The sequence below is a fragment of the Streptomyces sp. NPDC102490 genome (assembly GCF_044765285.1).
Classification (GTDB): domain Bacteria; phylum Actinomycetota; class Actinomycetes; order Streptomycetales; family Streptomycetaceae; genus Streptomyces.
The window spans coordinates 88,859-108,525 of record NZ_JBIWJU010000011.1 but is presented as its reverse complement, the minus strand read 5'-3'; the positions used below and the strand labels follow the sequence as shown (position 1 = coordinate 108,525).

Below are 19,667 nucleotides of genomic sequence, written 5' to 3'. Positions count from 1 at the left end.
GTTGGCTGGCTGGGACGCCCCGTCTACGGTCCGGAGACTGTGCGGAGACGCTTGGTCGACGCTTGGTCTGCGGATCTGGACGCAAAGGTGCCAAAGACCGAGTCTAACGGGGCTGTGGAACGCTGATTACGCCCGTGGGGTCCGTCGGCCGTCTCAGGTGGGTGTCAGCTGAGGTACGCCGGTGCCGCCACGGGCAGGGTAAATCGGAACTCGGCGCCCCCGCCGGGGGCGCGGCCGACCGTGATGGTGCCGCCGTGGGCCTCGACGATGCCCTTGACGATGTACAGCCCGAGGCCGGTGCCACCGCGCTTGCTGCCCCGCCAGAAGCGGGTGAAGACGCGGTTCATGGACTCCTCCGGGATGCCCGCCCCCTCGTCGCTCACCGTGACCGACGTGCCGGTTTCCTCCCCTTCGCGGGGGGACGCCGTGGGCGTGACGTCAATGGTGACGGTTCCCTCGCCGTGCCGCACGGCATTTTCCAGCAGGTTGCTCAGCACCTGGTCGACCTTGTCGGGGTCGGCCCACAGGTCGGGGAGCGGCTGGGCGAGCCGGAGCAGGAAGCGGTCGGCCTCCTGACCGGCGGCGACGTACGCCTGGATGTGCCGTCCGACGGCGGCGCCGATGTCGACGGGCTGGCGGCGCACCTCCAGGCGGCCGGAGTCGATCCGGGAGATGTCGAGCAGCTCGGCGATGAGCCGGGTGACGCGGTCGGCGTCGGCGTCGACGGTCTCCAGCATCAGCCGCTTCTGGTCGTCGGTGAACCTCTCCCACTTGGCCAGCAGGGTGGCCGTGAAGCCCTTGACGGAGGTGAGCGGGGAGCGCAGTTCGTGGGCGACGGTGGCGATCAGCTCGGCGTGGCTGCGCTCGGTGCGGCGGCGGGCCTCGGTGTCGCGCAGGGTGACGACGACGCGGTGGACGGGGCCGAGGCGTTCGGCGCGCACGTAGCGGGCGGTGACCAGGACTTCCCGGCCGCCGGGGAGCAGCAGGTTGCGCTCGGGCTGGCCGACCCGGATGGCGAGGCCGCCGTAGGGGTCGGTGAGCTGCCACCAGCGGCGGCCCTCCAGGTCCTCCAGGGGCAGCGCGCTGTCCAGGGGCTGCCCGAGGGCTTCGGCGGCGGGGGTGGCGGTGATGCGGACGGCGGCCGCGTTGAAGCAGACCACCCGGCCGTGCTGGTCCGCGACGACCAGGCCGTCGGGCAGCTGGTCCGGGTCGATGCCGAGGTCGGCGAGGTCGCCGGGCGTACGGGGCGCGGGCGGACGCGGCACCTGGCGTGCTCCCGGTGCGCTGCTCGTGCCGACGCTCATCCCCTACCCCACCTCTCAACCGCGCAGGGGCCTTGAGCTGGTCACCCTACTAGCTCTCGGTGACGGAGCGGCACCCTCCGGCGGCACGCTGTGCACGCGCCGACGCGTAGAGACATACGGCGGCGGCGGTCGCGAGGTTCAGACTCTCCGCCTTTCCGTGGATGGGGACGCGCAGCACGGCGTCGGTGAGGGCACGGGTCTCCTCCGGGAGCCCCCAGGCCTCGTTGCCGAACACCCAGGCGGTGGGCCCGCCCATGGTGCCGGCGTCCAGCTCGGTGTCGAGGTCGTCCTCGCCCGCGCCGTCGGCGGCCAGCACCCGCACCCCGGCGTCCCGCAGCCCGGCGACGGCCCGCTCGACGGGCACGCCGACGGCGACCGGCAGGTGGAACAGGGAACCGACGGAGGCGCGTACGGCCTTGGGGTTGTACAGGTCGACGGAGGCGTCGGTGAGCACGACCGCCTCGGCGCCCGCGGCGTCGGCGCAGCGCAGCACGGTGCCCGCGTTGCCGGGGTCCCGCACGTGCGCGAGAACGGCGACCAGTTTGGGCCGGGCGGCGAGGATCTCCTCGAACGGCGTGTCCAGGAACCGGCAGACCCCGACCAGCCCCTGCGGGGTGACGGTGGTGGAGATGTCCTCGATCACCGCGTCGGCGGCGAGGTGCACCCGGGCGCCGACCTCACGGGCGGCCCCGACGATGTCGGCGTACCGTTCGGCGGCCTCGACGGTGGCGAACAGCTCGACCAGCGTCTCCCCGTACCCGGCGGCCTCCCGCACGGCCTGCGGCCCCTCGGCGAGAAACAGCCGCTCCTTCCCCCGGAAGTTCCGCTTCCCCAGCCGCCGCGCGGCGGCGACACGGGGGGACCGGGGGGAGATCAGCTCGGGGGCGGCGGGTCGCACTCTTCTCACCTTCACAACTAAAGCAACGCTGGCTGGGGCGCCCCTTCAGGGGCGCGGGGAACTGCGCGACAGGCCACAACGGACCCGCAGCCGAAAGAGAACCGGACGGGCGGCAACCGAAGGGACCCGCAGGCTCCAGCCTGCGGGTCCCTTCGACAACCGGCTAAAGCCGGCGCAGCGTCACGCCGCCTTCGGCGCGTTCACGTCGCTCGGCAGTGCCTTCTGCGCGACCTCGACGAGCGCGGCGAACGCGTTCGGGTCGTTGACGGCCAGCTCGGCGAGGATCTTGCGGTCGACCTCGACGTTGGCGGCCTTCAGGCCCTGGATGAAGCGGTTGTACGTGATGCCGTTGGCGCGGGCAGCGGCGTTGATGCGCTGGATCCACAGCTGGCGGAAGTCACCCTTGCGCTTCTTGCGGTCGTTGTAGTTGTAGACCAGCGAGTGGGTGACCTGCTCCTTGGCCTTGCGGTACAGGCGCGAACGCTGACCGCGGTAGCCGGAGGCCTGCTCGAGGATCGCCCGGCGCTTCTTGTGGGCGTTGACTGCCCGCTTGACGCGTGCCACTTGTTAACTCCTTGTAGCGGGGCCGCGGTGTTCCTCACGCGGCCCGGTATCGATGGGGTCCCGGTCCTGCCGTACGGCGCTCAGTGGCGCCCGTACGTCACTTGCCGAGAAGCTTCTTGATCTTCGCGGCGTCGCCCGGGGCCATCTCGGCGTTGCCGGTGAGGCGACGCGTCACGCGGGACGACTTGTGCTCGAGCAGGTGGCGCTTGCCGGCGCGCTCACGGAGCACCTTGCCGGAGCCGGTGATCTTGAAGCGCTTGCTGGCACCGCTGTGCGACTTGTTCTTCGGCATAGCGCCGTTCTCTCCTCGTCGGTGGCGCTCCGGTGCCCGGTCGTGAAACCGGGCACGGTGGGAGCGTCGCTCTTGTATCGGTCTGTGTCCTGGGGACTGGCGGTCCCCCGGGGTCACGCTTCGGCGGGTGCCTCGGCCGGGGCCTCGGCGTCCTCGATGTCGTCGGCCTCCGCGGCGTTCTGCGACTTGCCGGGGTTCGCCTTCGCGTCCGCCTTGCGGGCTTCCTGCGCCTGGCGGGCCTCGGCCATCGCCTCGGTCTTCTTCTTGTGCGGACCGAGGACCATGATCATGTTTCGGCCGTCCTGCTTCGGATTCGACTCGATGAAGCCGAGGTCCTGGACGTCCTCCGCGAGCCGCTGCAGCAGTCGGTAGCCGAGCTCCGGCCGGGACTGCTCACGACCGCGGAACATGATCGTGATCTTGACCTTGTCGCCCTGCTTGAGGAACCGGACGACGTGACCCTTCTTGGTGTCATAGTCGTGCGGGTCGATCTTCGGCCGGAGCTTCATCTCCTTGATGACCGTGTGCGCCTGGTTCTTGCGCGCCTCACGGGCCTTCATGGCCGACTCGTACTTGAACTTCCCGTAGTCCATGAGCTTGCACACGGGCGGACGGGCGTTCGCCGCGACCTCGACGAGATCGAGGTCGTACTCCTGCGCAAGCTCCAGGGCCTTGGCAAGCGGGACAATCCCGACCTGCTCGCCGCTGGGACCGACAAGTCGCACCTCGGGAACGCGAATCCGGTCGTTGATGCGGGGCTCGGCGCTGATGGATCCTCCTCGGTAGCACCACGCGACGGTCTGGCGGACAGCCGCGTAACGTCTGTGTTCGATAGACCTAACCGCGCCGGCACATGAAAAATGCCCCGGACGATCACAGGCGGGGCTCCTCGAACTGCTACCGGAGCACCGCCGCTATGACCGCGGGGCGCGATTTCGGGCTGGTCGCCGCCGTGGGACGGGACCGCCTGACCGGTGACCCGCCGTCCGGGGGACGGCCAGGTGGGAGTTCGAAGCCTCCACTTGTGGGCCGGATCCGCTGCCGTGAGCGTGCGTGTCCGACCGGTCGTTACACAAGGTTAGCAGCTCGCCGGGGGAAGGGCTAACCGAGTCCGAGTGGGGCCCGCTCCCCCGCTGCGCCTATCGTGTGCGGCATGAGTGAGACCCCTGCCGAATCCGCGGCGAATCCCGACTTCGACGCCATGACCCGCGACATCGCCGAGGTTCCCGCCGTCGAGGTGATCGTGACGGTCGCCGTCAACCTGATGAGCGCCGCCGCCGTGAAGCTGGGCCTGACCGAGGAGGGCGACGCGCACAAGGACCTGGACGAGGCCCGCAAGCTGGTGCACGCGCTGGCCGGTCTGCTGGACGCGACGGCCACCGAGATCAGCTCCTTCCACGCCGCGCCGCTGCGCGACGGCCTGAAGTCGCTCCAGCTGGCCTTCCGCGAGGCATCCCTCGTCCCGGACGAGCCGGGCCAGGGCCCGGGCGAGAAGTACACGGGCGCGGTCTACGGCTGACCGCCGCCCGTCTGACCCGGGGCAGCTATCCCCGCACGTACAAGGGCTCGCCTGGCGGCGTCGCCCCGGCCGGCAGCAGTGCCAGGTCGAGGCCGCGCACCAGGCGGGCCCTCAGTGTGTCGTCGGCGGCCAGCCGCTCGGCGACGGCGCGGGCGGCCTTCGCCGCGTCGGCGGCCGGGTCCAGGACCAGGGCCAGCGTGCCGTCGGCCCGTCCCGGTCCGAGGTGGGCGCGGAGCACGGCGGGCTCGTCGGCCAGGGCGGCGCGCACGGCCCCGGCCACGGCGGGGTCCGCGAGCGGGTCGGTCGTCGTACGCCCCTCGGCCAGTGCCAGCAGCACCGCTCCGGTCAGCTCGAACGCCACGGGTCCGGCCAGGTCCAGAACGACGGTGTCCGCCTTCTCGTGCGCGGCGGCTTGCAGCGCCTGGTGCACGGGTACGGCGACGGGGCGGGCGGCGGGGTCCCAGCGGGCGAGCGACTCCGTGGAGGTGAAGGCGGGCAGCGCGGTGCGGCCACCGGCCTTCAGGGTCGGCACGGCCATGTCGCTGGTCTTCTCGCGGCGCAGCCCGTTCTCGTCCTCCTCCACTTCACCCAGCACGGCGACGACGGGCACGAGCAGCCGGGCACCCTTGAGCGCCTCGAGGACCGGGCCCACGGCGGCGCGATCCTCGGCCCAGGCGGCGAGCGCGGCGCTCAGCCGGGGATCGGCGGAACCGTCGTCGCCGGAGAAGACGGAGTCGGGAATGTTCTTGTTCGCCACGGTCCCGACCCTAATCCAGGGTGCGAGCAGCTCGTCGCGGACCCCGCAAGGATGCGCGGAGACGCTTGCACGGGCAGCGGCCGCCTTGCCCAGGGGAGTGTCACCCCAGCGGAGTTACCTTGGAAGCCTGCGGACCTTTGGCACCCTGCTCGATGTCGAAGGACACCCTTTGCCCGGCGTCCAGAGTCTTGTAGCCCTTCATCTGTATCGCGCTGTAGTGGACGAGGACGTCCGGTACGGCCTCCGGCACTGGGGCGGGTTTACCTCGCAGTCTGCTCCACCAGCTCTGATGCGGCGGGGAATTCCAGCCGTCGGGCGTGATCCACCCGTATCCCTGCTCAGAATTAAACGACTTGACCGTTCCCTCAGCCATGCCTGGCTCCTCGTCCGGTCGCTTCGTCCGGGCAGTGAGCGGGGCTACACGTGACCGCCAGGATCACTCTGATTCCCGCTCCGGAGAGTGTCAATGCAACGCCGAGGTTCGAGAACAGGTTCTGAAGAGCGTTTGATTCCGATAAAGGTTACGGCTGTGACGCCGTGATCACACCAGACACGGCAAGATCATGGCACTCGACCAGCGGTTACGGGACAGCCCTTAACCCCTCGTTGACTCCGTCAACAATTGTTCCAGCGCCCCCGCAACCCAGCGGTGCCGCGTCGAACCGTCGTGCTCCCAGTCCATGTCGAGTTCCGCAGAGAACTCGGTGATGTACATGCTCGAGCGGTACGGGAAGTAAGCAGGCTCGGCGTCACCTTGAGGATCAGCCGCACCGGGGTTCCCGCAAATGAAGTCGCCGAGCGTTTTCCAGCGTTCGCTTTCTGAACTTCACGATGCCCCTCCCCCAGAGCCGCTCCCCCAGCCACCGCGTGCGGACTATTGTGCCCTCTCACCGCAGACGTCCGGCACGTACGACCGCGTCCGGGTCCGTCACGCGTGCAGCATCAGCGGTCGCCACGAGCACGATGCCGGGACCCGCCAGGAGTTCGTGGACGGTCGAAGTACGTGTCAACTGGCCCGAAGACCGACCGCCAGCGTCAGTTCAAGGACCCGGTGTGGCGATGCGAGATCCGGAAACAGCTCCCGCAGCTGCGACATCCGGTACCGGACGGTCTGGGGATGGATGAACAACGCCGCCGCCACCTCGTCCCGCCTGCCCTGGTGCAGCAGCCACGCCCGCAACGTCTCCTCCAGCCGCCGTGCGGTCGCGACAGGCAAGGTCCTGAGCGGTGCGAGGGCTCGGGCACGCAGGTCTGCGAACGCGTCCACATCGGCGGTCAGCACCAGTTCGGGCAGGTGATCCTCGGTGTCGCGGATATCAGAGGAGAGGGAGCGGGCGCGTACGGCTCGTCCGTACGAAGCGGACGCACGGGTCCACGGGCGGGCCGGGCCGACCACGGCCGTGTGGTGGGTCAGATGCCGCAAGAGATGTGATCGTTCGGCATCGGGGACGAGCAGCACACCGGTGGCGTCCGGCAGATCGTCGAGGACGAGGGTGCTCGGGTCGAGCGCGCGGTAGGCAGGCCGGGCCTGGGCGGCGGGCAGCAAGACCGCCGTCAGCGAATCCGGAGGCTGCCATCCGGCCCGTTGAGCAGAGGCCAGCAGCACGTCCGGGCTCGCGCCGGCGAGGAGATCGCGGGCCAGGTGTTCCAGGTGGCGCTCGTGGGCCCTGCCCCGAGCAGCCAGTTCGTCGGCGTGGCCCGCAGCGCTCGCGGCGGAGAGCTCGTCGATGTAGGCGAAGGTCAGCTCGGCGAACTTGGCGACCTCGACGGCGGGCAAACCTGCGGACACGGCGCCTGCGGCCAGGCGTCGCCAGGCCACGCGGGCGCCGACGCGGTAGGCGCTGAGCAGGGCGTCCATCGAACGGCCGTCGCGCACCTCGCCGCGGCCCAGCTCGTAGGCTGCGTCGCCGGCGTCGCCGCCTGTGGCGTTCCCGCTCGCGAGGTCCAGGTAGTGCCCCAGGGCGGTGCGGACGGCCCGGCGAATGGTGGCGCCCATATGGCCCGACAGGGCGTTGGCGTAGGAGGGGACTTCGTCGATGATCGCCTGGACGACCTCGTCGGCGGTGGTCTTCAGCGCGGCCCGCAATGCGGTGACCGTCGTCTCATCCAGGGCCAGTTCGCTGGCCCTCCGGATTGCATGGCTCACGTCTTTGTTCCCTGCGAACAATTCCACCCACCAGATTCACGTCCTGCGGTCAGGACTTTACGCCCTGAGGCGCAGCAAGCTGGAGCCATGACGAGTGCAGCCCTCCGCAGCAGGGCGTGGAAATTGCTGGAGATGGTCACAACACCGCTGCTGCCGTCGGACTACCTCGACCTGGTCAGCCCACTGCGTGCGGGCGCAGACCTGCGTGGGCGCATCGAGGCCGTGCACCCCGAGACGGGTGACGCCGCGACCATCGTGATCAGGCCAGGACGGGGCTGGCGCGGCCACACAGCCGGTCAGTACGTGCGGATCGGGGTCGATGTCGACGGGGTGCGCCTGTGGCGTGCCTACTCCATCACCTCGCCGACGAACCGCCAGGACGGCCGCGTCACGATCACCGTGAAGGCTATCCCGGACGGCAAGGTCAGCAACCACCTGGTCCGCAGGGCGAAACCGGGCACGCTGATCGAGCTCGACCAGGCGACCGGTGACTTCGTGCTGCCGCAGGCCAAGCCCGCCAAGGTGCTCTACCTGACGGCCGGCAGCGGCATCACACCCGTGATGGGCATGCTGCGCGACACCGAGCCCGACGACGTCGTCATGGTCCACTGCGCGCCACAGCCGCAAGACGTGATCTTCCGCAACGAACTGCACAACCTGGTCGCGGACAAGAAGCTGCGGCTCACCGAGGTGCACACTGCCAGGGACGGCATGCTCGACATCGCCCGTCTCGACGAACTCGTGCCCGACTGGGCCGAGCGCGAGACCTGGGCCTGCGGGCCCGCGGGCCTGCTCGACGCCGCCGAAGAGCACTGGAGCACACACGGCCTCCAGGACCGTCTGCACACCGAGCGGTTCCGCCCCAGCATCGTCGTCGCCGGTGATGGCGGCGAGGTCACGTTCAGCGCCACCGGCAAGACCGTCGACGCGGACGGCGCCACGCCGTTGCTCGACATCGGCGAGGAGGCGGGCGTGCTCATGCCCTCCGGGTGCCGCATGGGCATCTGCTTCGGCTGCGTCACGCCGCTCAAGGCGGGCGCCGTCCGCGACCTACGCACCGGCGAGATCACCGAGGCCGAGCCAGGCGTCCTCATCCAGACCTGCGTGTCCGCCGCCGCGGGCCCCTGCGACATCGAACGGTAGGAGAACCTTGACCGCTATCGACCCCACCGCCCACCTGACTGCGGAGCAGATCGAGGAGCTGGGCCGCGAGCTGGACGCGATCCGCGACGAGGTGATCGCCGGCCGCGGCGAGAAGGACGCCGCCTACATCCGTAAGGTCATCGCCGCCCAGCGCAAGCTGGAGCTGGTCAGCAGGGGCGTGCTGCTGTTCTCGATGTTCCCGCCCGCGTGGCTGATCGGCACCGCCGGTCTGTCCGTGGCGAAGATCATGGACAACATGGAGATCGGGCACAACATCCTGCACGGCCAGTGGGACTGGATGCGGGACCCGAAGATCCACTCCACCACCTGGGAATGGGATCACGTCTCGCCGGCCGACCAGTGGAAGCACTCGCACAACGAGCTGCACCACACGTACACCAACGTGATCGGCAAGGACAACGACCTCGGCTACGGGATCATGCGCGTCGACGAGGACCAGAAGTGGCATCCTTTCCACCTCGGCCAGCCGCTGTGGAACTTCCTCAACGCCTGCTTCTTCGAGTACGGCATCGCAGCGTACGACCTGGAGCTCGGCAAGAACCTGAACAAGCGCCGCCGCAAGGACCCGGAGTTCCGCGCGCGGGCCAAGGCCGTGGGCCGCAAGATCCGCAAGCAGGTGCTCAAGGACTACCTGATCCACCCGCTGCTGTCGGGCCCGTCGTTCCTCCCCACACTCGCCGCCACGTTCACCGCCAACCTGGTCCGCAACCTCTGGTCCCACTCGGTGATCATGTGCGGACACTTCCCCGAGGGCGTACAGGTCTTCGAGCGCCGGTCGATCAAGGACGAGACGCGCGGCCAGTGGTACCTGCGCCAGATGATGGGCTCGGCGAACATCAGCGGCAGCAAGGCCATGCACTTCATGACCGGCAACCTGTCGCACCAGATCGAGCACCACCTGTTCCCCGACCTGCCGAGCAACCGGTACGCCGAGGTCGCGGTGAAGGTGCGCGCCCTGTTCGAGAAGTACGAGCTGGAGTACGTCACCGGGCCACTGCCCAAGCAGGTTTTCTCCGCGTGGCGCAAGGTCTTCCGGCTCTCGCTGCCGAACAAGAAGCCCGAGGTCGGAACGCCGGACCGCGAGCAGGAGCTCGTCGCCGCCTGATTGTTACAAGCGCCTGGCTCACGAACCCGAGGTCAGGCGCCCTTGTCCGCGGGCTGCAGAATCGCCACGCACTCCACGTGATGCGTCATCGGACGTCACAAGGTGTGTGGACGGGAGGAGAATCTGCGGCAGGTCAGCTGCGGGATGCCCGGCGCAGCGCTCGTCACCGGCCCGCCCGGGCCAACCCGGTGGGCCGGTGATGAGGCTGGACATCCGGACCGACTCGTCGCCGGGTTTCACCTCGTGCACATCGGCGTCCGCCCCGGACACCTGCTCGGGTGTTGCTCAGGCGTCGATGATGACGGGGATGATGAGGGGCTTGCGGCGATGGGTGCGGAACGCCCAGTTCGCCACGGCGCGGGCCACGAGCTGTTCGAGCTGGCGCGCGTCCCCGACGCCTTCCTCGGCAGCGGTGGCCAGCGTCTTCTCGATGACGGGGATGACCGGCTCGAAGGTGGCGTCGTCGTGGACGAAGCCCCGGGCCAGGAAGTCGGGGGCCTCGGCGAGGGCGCCGGTGTCCGCATCGACGATCGCCACCACCGTGACCACGCCTTCGGCGGCGAGGGTGAGGCGGTCCTTGAGGGACGCCTCGGTGGCACCGCCGACCTCCATGCCGTCCACGTAGACGTTGCCTGCGGGAACCTTGCCACTGACGGACGCCCGCCCGTCGACCAGGTCGACGACGACGCCGTCCTCGGCGATGACCACCCGGTCGGGGTCCACACCGGTGCGGATGGCGAGGTCGCCGTTGGCCCGCAGGTGGCGCCATTCGCCATGCACGGGCATGACATTGCGGGGCTTGACGATGTTGTAGCAGTAGACAAGTTCGCCGGCGCTGGCGTGCCCGGAGACGTGCACCTTGGCGTTGCCCTTGTGGACCACGTGGGCACCCCACCGGGTGAGTCCGTTGATCACCCGGTAGATGGCGTTCTCGTTGCCGGGGATGAGGGAGCTGGCGAGCAGGACGGTGTCGTCCTTGCCGATGCGGATCATGTGGTCCCGGTTGGCCATCCGTGACAGCGCGGCCATCGGTTCACCCTGGGAGCCGGTGCACACCAGAGCGATCTTGTGATCCGGGAGCTTCTCCAACTCCTTCGTGCTCACGACCAGACCGGAGGGGACCTTCAGATAGCCCAGGTCCCGGGCGATGCCCATGTTGCGGACCATCGACCGGCCGACGAAGGCGACCTTGCGGCCGTGCTGGTGGGCGGCGTCCAGGACCTGCTGGATGCGGTGCACGTGGCTGGCGAAGCTGGAGACGATGACCCGGCGCGGCGCGGTACGCATCACCTGCTCGATCGCCGGGTTCAACTCCCGCTCGGAGGTGGTGAAGCCGGGTACTTCGGCGTTGGTGGAGTCGGTGAGGAACAGGTCCACGCCCTCCTCGCCGAGGCGGGCGAAGGCACGTAGATCGGTGATGCGGTCGTCGAGAGGGAACTGGTCCATCTTGAAGTCGCCGGTGTGCAGCACCATCCCGGCCCGGGTCCGGATCGCGACCGCGAGGCTGTCCGGGATGGAGTGGTTGACCGCCACGAACTCGCAGTCGAAGGGCCCGAAGCCACGCCGGTCCCCCTCCCGCACCCGCACCGAGCGCGGCCGGATGCCGTGCTCCTTGAGCTTGGCCTCCAGGAATGCCAGCGTCAGCTTGGAGCCGACGACCGGGATGTCCCTCCGCTCACGCAGCAGGTACGGCACGCCGCCGATGTGGTCCTCATGACCGTGGGTGAGGACCACCGCCACGATGTCGTCCAGCCGGTCCCGGATCGAGGTGAAGTCCGGCAGGATCACGTCCACGCCGGGCTGGGTCTCCTCGGGGAACAGCACCCCGCAGTCGACGATGAGCAGTTTGCCCGCGTGCTCGAACACGGTCATGTTGCGGCCGATCTCACCCAGGCCGCCCAGGGCGATAACCCGCAGCCCTCCTTCGGGAAGGGGAGGGGCGGCTTTCAGTTCGGGGTGTGGATGACTCATACCCTGACGGTACCCGGAGAGCGGGACAGGATGATCCATTACCTCCTCCCGACAGGGTCGGGGCGCGATGGTGTGGTCTCGGGTGGACACGAGCGTCCCGTCCACGCTCAGTACGGTGCCCTTGTCGAAAGATCTGTGGGGCAGGAGCGCGGTCACCGGCCCGAGATGGTCGATGATCCGGTCCACGGCTGACTTCGACACGCCGAAGAGCAGGGCGAGCTGCCGCATCGTCAAGTTCGTTCGCCAGTAGACCGCGACCAGCAGCGTCCGGTCCTCCAGAGACAGGCTCCACGGCCGCCCTCTACCGACGGTGTCCGCACCCTCGCGCCGCAGAACCGTCACCAGCTTCCTCAAGGAACGCGGGCTCAGCCCGGTGAACGGGGCTATCCAGGACGGCTGCGATGCCGTAATCACACCAGTCACAACTGGATCACCCCAGTTTCGGCACCGAACGCCTGGCGCACCGATGAGTTTTCTGCACTGCGGGCGTCCTATTGGCAGCAACGCACACCACGGCGGTACGGCCCCTACGTGAACCGGAGAGACAGACATGGCAACAGCGCGAGAGCAGTCGGCCGGAGCCGAGGCCCGAGTCGCCTCCGCAGACGGCACCGAGATCGCGTTCGAGCAGTCGGGCAGCGGGCCGGCCGTCGTCCTGGTCGCCTCGGCATTGGCAGACCGCTCGGACACGACCAAACTCGCGGCCCTCCTCGCCCAGCACTTCACCGTCATCAACTACGACCGGCGCGGACGGGGTGCCAGCGGTGACACCCATGATTACTCCCCTGACCGCGAGATTGAAGACATCGCCGCGTTGGTCGAACACCTCGGCGGTTCGGCATCGCTGTTCGGCTCGTCCTCCGGAGCGGTCCTCGCCCTGCGCGCGGCCGCGGCCGGAGTCAACGTCGACCGCCTGGCTCTGTATGAGCCGCCGTTCGTGGTCGCCGAAGGAGACGACGGGCCGCCCAAGGATCTCGCGCAGCAGATCACCGTGATGCTTGCGGAAGGCCGGCACAGTGACGCGGTCAAGTACTTCATGACGAGGGTGCAGGGCATGCCCGGCATCGCCGTGTTCTTCATGAAGCTCATGCCGAAGATGTGGGCAAACCTCACCAAGCTGGCCGGCACTCTGCCCTATGACATCGCGGTCATGGGCGATACCCAGCAAGGCAAGCCGCTCGATGCCGAGGAGTGGAAAGGGGTGGCCGTACCCACCCGAGTGTTGACCGGTGGCAAGAGTGCGACCGCATTCCAGCGCGCCGCCCTCGCCGTCACCCAGATCCTGCCGCAGGCCGACCACCGCACTCTGCCCGGACTCAACCATGGCGCCGTCGTCATGGCGCCGCGAAAAATTGCCCCGCAGATCATCGAGTTCATCAAGGGATGAGTTTGTCGTTCGAGCGGTTCGGCGGCGCTTGGCACCTCTCCCGGCACTCCAGGACAAAACGCTCTTTGAGGACACGTCACGCGCCAGTAGATCCGTCGATCTGCTCGCGGATGAGGTCGGCATGGCCGTTGTGACGTGCGTATTCCTCGATCATGTGCACCATGATCCAGCGCAGGGAGACGGCCTCGTCGCCGACGTGACCTGCTCCCTGTTCGGACAGGCGGCTGGACTCGTCCAGTCCTGCCTCAGCGATCAGCTCACGGCCGCGGGAGACCTCGGCCTGCCAGGCGGCCACCGCCTCGTCGAGCCCTCGTTCAGACCGGAGGGCAAAACCGTCGTGGTTGCTCTCCCCGAAGACCGGCGGCACATTCTGACCTGCGAACACGCGCTGGAACCAGTTGCGTTCCACCTCGGCCATGTGCTGCACGAGCCCGAGCAGCGTCATCGACGAGGGTGGGGCCACAGCAAGCCGTAATTGGTCATCCTTGAGGCCCGCACACTTCAGGGCGAGCGTCGCACGGTGAAAGCCCAGCCATGCCTCCAGCATGGTCCGCTCGTCGGCATGCGCGGGAGGAATCGGCCGTCCGTCCGGTGTCGTATTCATGAGCACACCCTGGCAGCGGCAGCCGTCCCTCACGCGTCTCTTCGCTGGCGACGAACACGCGCCCCGCCCACTCCTGCTCATGGCTCACAGACCTCCGATCGACGGCACCCACAGCGAGCGCGTGGACCACCGCTGTCATGGCATCCTCCGGAGCCCGGCGGGCGCGACGGACGCGGCGGCGTCGTATCGTCGTCGGTTTCGGGGCCCTCGGGTGGGGAGGCGGCGGTGGGGACGGTCGAGACGGTGGTGGGCGGTGAGGTGCGGCTGGCCGCGGCGATGGCGTCGGTGACGGTGCCGGACGGCGCCGAGGTGTCGGTGGCGGTCCTTGAGCCGGGGTCGGGCGCGGGCGCCTCGTACGGCACGGGCGCCTTCGACACGGCGAGCATCGTCAAGGTGGACATCCTGGCGGCGCTGCTGCTCCGGGCGCAGGACGCCGGGCGTGCGCTCACCGCGTCGGAGAAGGCGTACGCCGCCGCGATGATCGAGGACAGTGACAACGACTCGGCGTCGGCGCTGTGGCGGGCGATCGGGGCGGCCGACGGGCTCGACGCCGCGAACGAACGCTTCGGGCTGACCGGCACCGAGGGGGGCGAAGGACCGCTGTGGGGCCTGACCCGGACCACCGCCGCCGATCAGGTCACGCTGCTGCGGCAGGTGTTCGTGGCGGACGGCTCGGTGCTGAACCCGGCCTCACGGGCGTATGTGCGCGGGCTGATGGAACGGATCGCGGACGGTCAGCGGTGGGGTGTGTCGGCGGCGGCCGACGAGGCCGCAGGGTCGGCCGGTCCGGCCTGGGCGCTGAAGAACGGCTGGCTGCGGCGCAGTACCACTGGACTGTGGGTCGTCAACAGCATCGGCCGGGTGGCGAGCGGCGGCCACGGCTACCTGGTGGCGGTGGTGTCCCGGGGCAGCGGTACGCAGGCGGAGGGGGTCGCGCTGACCGAGGCGGCGGCACGGGCGGCGGTGACCGTGTTCACGGACACCGCCCTCTAGGGACCGTTCCGGGGGTCAGTAGTCCTCGTGGCGTTCGCGGCGGCCGCGCCACAGGACGACGGACGCGACCACCAGGACGCCGCCCGCACTGCCGGCCAGCGGGCCGGCCCAGGCCGAGGTGTCGTCGTCGGAGGCGGGCGTCTCCGGCCCCGGGCCGAAGTACTCGTCGCCGTACGCCGCCGACTCCAGCCCCGCCGGCCTGAGCCGTCCGGCCGCCTCGATGGCGGCGGCCGGGTCGACGAAGCCGAAGCCGCGGGAGTCGTCACGGCCCTCGGCCGGGGCGTTGCGGGCGGTGTCCTCCAGGACGGACTTGACCTGGGCCGGGGTGAGGCCGGGGTGGGCCGCCTTCACCAGGGCGGCGGCCCCGGAGACGAAGGCGGAGGCGGCGCTGGTGCCCCAGCCCTCGTAGTAGCGGTGGTCGGGATCGGCGATGATCACGTCGACGCCGGGGGCGCTGACCGTGGCGTACCAGCGGCGGGTGGAGAAGGAGGCGCGGGTGCCGTAGCGGTCGACGGCGGTCGCGGCGATCACGCCCGGGTAGGCGGCCGGGTAGGAGATGTGGTCGCCCTTCTCGCCGCCGTTCCCGGCCGAGGCGACGACGATCACGCCCTGCCGCAGGGCGTACTGGATGGCCTCGTCCTCGGCGGGTTCCGGGTGGGCGGAGGCGGAGTCGTCGCCGAGGGAGAGGTTGATGATGTCGGCGCCGTGGTCGGCGGCCCAGCGGATGCCCTCGGCCAGGGCGTTGCCGCGGGTCTTGCGGGCCTTGGCGCGGGAGGGGTCGCCGTCCTCCAGGATCACGCGCAGGGGCAGGATCTTGGCCTCCGGGGCGATGCCCATGACGCCCTCGGCGTCGCCGGGGCCGTGTCCGTGACCGGCGATGATCCCGGCCATGGCGGTGCCGTGCCGGGCCCAGGAGCGGTCGCCCTCGCTCGCGCCGAAGCCGACCAGGTCCTTGCCGGTGAGCACGTTGCCGGTCAGGTCGGGGTGGTCGGCCTCGACACCGGTGTCCAGGACGGCGACGGTGACGCCCGCGCCCTTGGTGGTGCGCCACGCCTCCTGGGTGTGCATGGCGTCCAGGGCCCACTGCTGGGCGCGGATGCCGTCGGCGTGCGCGGCGGGGGCCGGGACCAGGACGAGGGCGGCGGCGAGGAAGAGGCTCAGGGCCCCTGTCCTGCGGCGGATGTCTGCGGGGGTCACGACGGGTGCTCCGTGGGCGCGCCGACGTTCTTGCGCAGGGCGCGTTCGACGCGGTCGGCGAGGCCCTGCGCCTCGTGGCCGAGACCGGCCTGGGCGGGTGCCGAGGCGGCGCCGGATTCGATGGCCTCCTCTGCGGGTTGGGGCTCGTCGACGGTGCGGCCGTCGGCCCAGCCGGACACGGCGTAGACGACGACGGGGGCGTCGGTGAGGACGGAGACGGTCCAGGAGGCCCGCTGCGGTGCGCCGAAGCCCGCGGCGACCGTGTCCTTCGCCGCGTACGGCAGGGGCATGAGGTCCTCCCGGCGGCCGAGGCGCTCCTTCTCGAACCGGTCCGCCAGCGCGGTCATGGCGGCGGCGTCGGCCTTGGTGAAGAGCAGGCCGACGGTGGTGACGTGGCTCTGGGTGGCGTCGGTGTAGGTGGCGCGCAGCAGACGCGAGCAGCCGACCGGGTCGAGCACCTTGGCGAGGAGCCGGTCGAAGGCGCCGGCGCAGTCGCCGTCCGGGGCGACGGCGACCCGCGTCCAGGTGCGGTCGGCTCCGCCGGGGCCCGCGCCCTTGCCCTGGACGGTGGGCGGGAACAGCTGGTCGACGGGCACGCTGTGCCAGAGGTCGCCGGCCTGGGTGTACGCGCTGCGCGCGCCGTCGTCGCCGGAGTCCCCGGCGAGCCAGCTGCCGGTGACGGCTCCGGTGAGGAGCCCCACGCCGAGGACGAGGCAGACGGCGGCGGCGACGGCCTGCGGCCGCGGGCGCCCGCCGAGCGGACGCGGCCGGGCCAGTCCGTCGTACCCCTCGGGCTCCCCGAACGAGACCCGGGGCCGTGTGTCGATGGGGCTGCTCCAGGAGAAGGCGGGGTCGGGGGCGGCAGGGGCGCCGGGGCGGTCCGGCGGGCCGGAGAACGGGGTGGCTTCCGTTCGAGCCGAGGGCTCCGGTTCCGTCTCCGCCGGGAGCGGGCCCCGGCGCGCGGTCGGGGTCTCCCCGGGACGGTTGGGCGGGGCCTGCGGTACGCCACCGACGGTCGGCGCGGTGTCGGGGAAGCGGGCGGAGGCGCGGGGCGGCGGCTCGGCGTCGGCGGACCGGGGGTCACCGAGCCGGAAACGCGGGTAGCGGGTGCGGACACCGGAGTCCGCGCGGTCGTCCCCGGCCGCCGTACGCCCCCCGGGGAAGGACGCATCGGCGTCCCGCCGCGCACCGGCCTGCCCGACCTCCGCGTCGCCACCGCGCTCTGCCGCGGGCGCCCGCACCGGGCGGGGCGGAACGCCGGGACGGGGCGGCGTCACGGGGCGGGCCAGGGTGTCCGGGCGGGGTGAGGTGGGCGGAGGCGCACTGCCGGGACCCGGCGCAGGCGCAGACTCCGGGCGCGGCGGCATCGCCCGTCGGGCCGGGGTCTCCGACCGGGGTGAGGGGGGCGGAGGAGCGGTGCCGGGCCGTCCCAGCGCGGACGAGGGACCTGGCGTGGGCTCGGGGCTCGGCGGCGTCGACGGGCGGCCCTGGGCCTCCGGCCGGGGCGAGGTGGGCCGAGGAGCGGGGCCGGGACCCGACGCGGCCTGCGAAACGGGCCCAAGACGCGACGGCGTCGCCGGAGTCGACGCGGGCGCAGACTCCAGACGCGGCGGCATCGCCGGGCGGGCCGGGGTCTCCGCCCCGGGTGAGGGAGGCCGAGGCGCGGTGCCGGGCCGTCCCGGCGCGGACGAGGAGCCCGGCGCAGACTCCGGACGCGGCGGCGTCGACGGGCGATCCGGGGCCTCCGGCCGGGCCGAGGTAGGCCGAGGAGCGGGGCCGGGACCCGACCCGGACTGCGGAACGGGCTCAGGGCGCGACGGCGTCGCCGGAGCCGACGCGGGCGCAGACTCCGGACGCGGCGGCATCGCAGGGCGGGCCGGGGTTTCCGGCCCGGGTGAGGGAGGCCGAGGCGCGGTGCCGGGCCGTCCCGGCGCGGACGAGGGGCCCGGCGCAGACTCCGGACGCGGCGGCGTCGACGGGCGGCCCTGGGCCTCCGGCCGGGGCGAGGTGGGCCGAGGAGCGGGGCCGGGACCCGACCCGGACTGCGGAACGGGCTCAGGGCGCGGCGGCGTCGACGGGCGCCCCGGGGCCTCCGGCCGGGCCCAGGTCGGCCGAGGAGCCGTGCCGGGGTCCGGCGCGGAGGGCGGACCCGGCGTGGGATCGGGGCTCGGAGGTGTCGTGGGGCGCGGTGGGGTCTGTGGGTGGGGTGGGGGCTGCGGGGGGAGGGAGGCGCGGCGCGCTTCCGTGCTCATGCACCCCCCGTTCCTCGGGCCCAACCCGTCTCTCCGACCACGGGTCCAAGACCGTGGTCGCTCCTGCCCGGCCCGGCGCGGAACCGTTCCGTCCCGGGCACGCATACCCGCCCGGGAGGACCACCATCCCGGCGCGGCCGCCAGGGCCCTGCCGCCGGGGTGGGGCCCGCCGTGCGTGCGCGTCACTCTACGGCGTGACCCCGCCGGAGGGGGAACCAGTCCGCACGCCCGTGGCATTGGCCCGGATCGTCCCCCTACCCTGCGGTAATCCTGTCTGGCAGGCTGCGTCCATGACTGCGCGCGCCGCCGACCGGGCCCGTTACGACCGGGCCACCGCCCATCTGGACGCCCCTGTGGCGATCGTGGACCTGGAGGCATTCGACGCCAACGCGGACGACCTGCTCCGCCGGGCCGGCGGGAAGCCGATCCGGGTCGCCAGCAAGTCCGTACGCTGTCGTGCGCTGCTGGAACGGGCCCTGGCCAGGGACGGGTTCGCGGGCGTCATGTCGTTCACGCTGGCCGAGTCCCTGTGGCTGGCGCGCTCCGGTTTCGAGGACGTGCTGCTCGCCTATCCGTCGGCGGACCGGGCCGGGTACGCCGAGCTGACCGCCGACCCCAAGCTCGCCTCCTCTGTGACGGTGATGGTCGACGACGTGGCGCAGCTGGACCTGGTCGACGCGGCGCGGGAGGGCGACGGCGGAAGTGAAGTCGTGCGGGTGTGTCTGGAGTTGGACACCTCGCTGCGGCTGTTCGGGGGCCGGGTGCGGGTCGGGGCCCGGCGCTCGCCGCTGCACTCCCCCGCGGAGGTCGCCGAGCTGGCCCGCGCGGTGACCCGCCGGCCGGGGTTCGAGGTCGTCGGCATCATGGCGTACGAGGGTCATGTCGCCGGGGTCGGCGACGCGGTGGCGGGGCGTCCGGTCCGGTCGCGCGCGGTGCGGCTGATGCAGGCCGCCGCCCGGCGGGAACTGGCCGAGCGGCGGGCGGCCGTGGTGCGGGCGGTGCGGGCCGTGGTGCCGGGCCTGGAGTTCGTCAACGGCGGTGGCACGGGCAGCGTGCAGCACACCGCCGCCGAGGACGCGGTGACGGAGATCGCGGCCGGTTCAGGGCTGTACGTGCCGCGGCTGTTCGACAACTACACCTCGTTCAGCGGTCGTCCGGCGGCGCTGTTCGCCCAGCCCGTCGTACGGCGGCCGGGGGTCGGGGTCGTGACCGTGCTCGGCGGCGGGTATCCGGCCTCGGGCGCGCCCGGCGCCGACCGTCTGCCGGTGCCGTACCTGCCCGAGGGCCTGCGCTACGACCCGCAGGAGGGCCCGGGCGAGGTGCAGACGCCGCTGCTGGGCTCGCCCGCCGACGACCTGCTGATCGGCGACAAGGTGTGGTTCCGGCACGCCAAGGCCGGGGAGCTGTGCGAGCGGTTCGACGCGCTGCACCTGGTGGAGGGGGACGCGGTGACGGCGACGGTGCCGACCTACCGGGGCGAGGGGCACACCTTCCTGTAGCGCGGCGGCGCTCCG

At 71.3% G+C, this 19,667-nt stretch carries 17 protein-coding genes and 2 pseudogenes; 6 read left to right on the top strand and 13 right to left on the bottom strand.

The window, feature by feature from the left end; genetic code table 11:
- Positions 1-164: 164 nt before the first annotated feature.
- From ACIRGB_RS25455 to infC, 5 genes are all read right to left on the bottom strand, one after another.
- Positions 165-1,304 (bottom strand): ATP-binding protein, encoded by a 1,140-nt coding sequence (locus ACIRGB_RS25455; protein WP_403869370.1) that lies wholly within the window; start codon positions 1,302-1,304, stop codon positions 165-167.
- Positions 1,305-1,353: 49 nt separating this feature from the next.
- Positions 1,354-2,202 carry a TrmH family RNA methyltransferase gene (locus tag ACIRGB_RS25450; protein ID WP_403869367.1) on the bottom strand — a complete coding sequence of 283 codons (849 nt, stop codon included), beginning with the start codon at positions 2,200-2,202 and terminating at the stop codon, positions 1,354-1,356.
- 180 nt (positions 2,203-2,382) lie between these two features.
- Positions 2,383-2,766: a 50S ribosomal protein L20 gene (gene rplT, locus ACIRGB_RS25445; protein ID WP_003977226.1), complete on the bottom strand. Its 384-nt coding sequence runs from the start codon at positions 2,764-2,766 to the stop codon at positions 2,383-2,385.
- Between the two features lie 97 nt (positions 2,767-2,863).
- Positions 2,864-3,058 carry a 50S ribosomal protein L35 gene (gene rpmI / locus ACIRGB_RS25440; RefSeq protein WP_003977225.1) on the bottom strand — a complete coding sequence of 65 codons (195 nt, stop codon included), beginning with the start codon at positions 3,056-3,058 and terminating at the stop codon, positions 2,864-2,866.
- A 113-nt stretch (positions 3,059-3,171) separates the two neighbouring features.
- The gene (infC, locus tag ACIRGB_RS25435; RefSeq protein ID WP_104633929.1) at positions 3,172-3,828 is read right to left on the bottom strand and encodes a translation initiation factor IF-3; all 657 of its coding nucleotides are present in this window, start codon (positions 3,826-3,828) and stop codon (positions 3,172-3,174) included.
- A gap of 383 nt (positions 3,829-4,211) precedes the next feature.
- On the opposite strand from infC, the gene ACIRGB_RS25430 reads away from it, so the two are divergent.
- Positions 4,212-4,577: a DUF1844 domain-containing protein gene (locus tag ACIRGB_RS25430; RefSeq protein ID WP_356866056.1), complete on the top strand. Its 366-nt coding sequence runs from the start codon at positions 4,212-4,214 to the stop codon at positions 4,575-4,577.
- Positions 4,578-4,602: 25 nt separating this feature from the next.
- Here ACIRGB_RS25430 and ACIRGB_RS25425 read toward each other — a convergent pair whose 3' ends face one another.
- The 3 genes and pseudogenes from ACIRGB_RS25425 to ACIRGB_RS25415 form a co-directional block, all read right to left on the bottom strand.
- Entirely contained in the window at positions 4,603-5,334 is a 732-nt protein-coding gene (locus ACIRGB_RS25425; protein WP_403869362.1) for an SseB family protein, read from the bottom strand.
- Between the two features lie 100 nt (positions 5,335-5,434).
- Positions 5,435-5,566 (bottom strand): annotated as a pseudogene (locus ACIRGB_RS25420) (cold shock domain-containing protein); the annotation flags it as partial.
- A 774-nt stretch (positions 5,567-6,340) separates the two neighbouring features.
- Positions 6,341-7,480 carry a PucR family transcriptional regulator gene (locus tag ACIRGB_RS25415; RefSeq protein ID WP_403869359.1) on the bottom strand — a complete coding sequence of 380 codons (1,140 nt, stop codon included), beginning with the start codon at positions 7,478-7,480 and terminating at the stop codon, positions 6,341-6,343.
- 87 nt (positions 7,481-7,567) lie between these two features.
- On the opposite strand from ACIRGB_RS25415, the gene ACIRGB_RS25410 reads away from it, so the two are divergent.
- Entirely contained in the window at positions 7,568-8,623 is a 1,056-nt protein-coding gene (locus ACIRGB_RS25410) for a ferredoxin reductase (protein ID WP_403869356.1), read from the top strand.
- A gap of 7 nt (positions 8,624-8,630) precedes the next feature.
- A complete protein-coding gene (locus tag ACIRGB_RS25405; RefSeq protein ID WP_403869353.1) occupies positions 8,631-9,749 on the top strand; it encodes a fatty acid desaturase family protein in 1,119 nt (372 codons plus the stop codon).
- A 285-nt stretch (positions 9,750-10,034) separates the two neighbouring features.
- Here ACIRGB_RS25405 and ACIRGB_RS25400 read toward each other — a convergent pair whose 3' ends face one another.
- Positions 10,035-11,720 (bottom strand): ribonuclease J, encoded by a 1,686-nt coding sequence (locus ACIRGB_RS25400; RefSeq protein WP_059302656.1) that lies wholly within the window; start codon positions 11,718-11,720, stop codon positions 10,035-10,037.
- 57 nt (positions 11,721-11,777) lie between these two features.
- A pseudogene (locus ACIRGB_RS25395) lies at positions 11,778-12,143 on the bottom strand (transposase family protein); the annotation flags it as partial.
- A 127-nt stretch (positions 12,144-12,270) separates the two neighbouring features.
- Here ACIRGB_RS25395 and ACIRGB_RS25390 point away from each other — a divergent pair.
- Positions 12,271-13,107, top strand: coding sequence for an alpha/beta fold hydrolase (locus tag ACIRGB_RS25390; RefSeq protein ID WP_403869351.1), 837 nt, complete (start codon positions 12,271-12,273; stop codon positions 13,105-13,107).
- 76 nt (positions 13,108-13,183) lie between these two features.
- Here the strand turns inward: ACIRGB_RS25390 and ACIRGB_RS25385 are convergent, their stop codons facing one another.
- Positions 13,184-13,711, bottom strand: coding sequence for a DinB family protein (locus ACIRGB_RS25385; protein ID WP_403869348.1), 528 nt, complete (start codon positions 13,709-13,711; stop codon positions 13,184-13,186).
- Between the two features lie 276 nt (positions 13,712-13,987).
- Between ACIRGB_RS25385 and ACIRGB_RS25380 the strand changes: the two genes are divergently transcribed.
- Complete coding sequence (locus ACIRGB_RS25380; RefSeq protein ID WP_403869899.1) at positions 13,988-14,704, top strand: serine hydrolase; 717 nt, start codon at positions 13,988-13,990, stop codon at positions 14,702-14,704.
- Between the two features lie 15 nt (positions 14,705-14,719).
- Here the strand turns inward: ACIRGB_RS25380 and mycP are convergent, their stop codons facing one another.
- Positions 14,720-15,901, bottom strand: a complete 1,182-nt coding sequence (gene mycP / locus ACIRGB_RS25375; protein WP_403869345.1) for a type VII secretion-associated serine protease mycosin — start codon at positions 15,899-15,901, stop codon at positions 14,720-14,722.
- Positions 15,898-17,178, bottom strand: coding sequence for a hypothetical protein (locus ACIRGB_RS25370; protein WP_403869342.1), 1,281 nt, complete (start codon positions 17,176-17,178; stop codon positions 15,898-15,900). Before ACIRGB_RS25370 ends, mycP begins: the two co-directional genes overlap by 4 nt.
- A gap of 1,265 nt (positions 17,179-18,443) precedes the next feature.
- Here ACIRGB_RS25370 and ACIRGB_RS25365 point away from each other — a divergent pair.
- Entirely contained in the window at positions 18,444-19,652 is a 1,209-nt protein-coding gene (locus ACIRGB_RS25365; protein ID WP_403869340.1) for an amino acid deaminase/aldolase, read from the top strand.
- Positions 19,653-19,667 lie beyond the last annotated feature (15 nt).

Excerpts from the sequence above, each read along its gene's own strand:
- ACIRGB_RS25400 (WP_059302656.1), bottom strand. The coding sequence starts at position 11,720 with ATGAGTCATCCACACCCCGAACTGAAAGCCGCCCCTCCCCTTCCCGAA.
- ACIRGB_RS25410 (WP_403869356.1), top strand. The coding sequence starts at position 7,568 with ATGACGAGTGCAGCCCTCCGCAGCAGGGCGTGGAAATTGCTGGAGATG.
- ACIRGB_RS25390 (WP_403869351.1), top strand. The coding sequence starts at position 12,271 with ATGGCAACAGCGCGAGAGCAGTCGGCCGGAGCCGAGGCCCGAGTCGCC.
- rpmI (WP_003977225.1), bottom strand. The coding sequence starts at position 3,058 with ATGCCGAAGAACAAGTCGCACAGCGGTGCCAGCAAGCGCTTCAAGATC.
- ACIRGB_RS25455 (WP_403869370.1), bottom strand. The coding sequence starts at position 1,304 with ATGAGCGTCGGCACGAGCAGCGCACCGGGAGCACGCCAGGTGCCGCGT.
- ACIRGB_RS25365 (WP_403869340.1), top strand. The coding sequence starts at position 18,444 with ATGACTGCGCGCGCCGCCGACCGGGCCCGTTACGACCGGGCCACCGCC.
- ACIRGB_RS25430 (WP_356866056.1), top strand. The coding sequence starts at position 4,212 with ATGAGTGAGACCCCTGCCGAATCCGCGGCGAATCCCGACTTCGACGCC.
- ACIRGB_RS25385 (WP_403869348.1), bottom strand. The coding sequence starts at position 13,711 with ATGAATACGACACCGGACGGACGGCCGATTCCTCCCGCGCATGCCGAC.
- ACIRGB_RS25380 (WP_403869899.1), top strand. The coding sequence starts at position 13,988 with ATGGCGTCGGTGACGGTGCCGGACGGCGCCGAGGTGTCGGTGGCGGTC.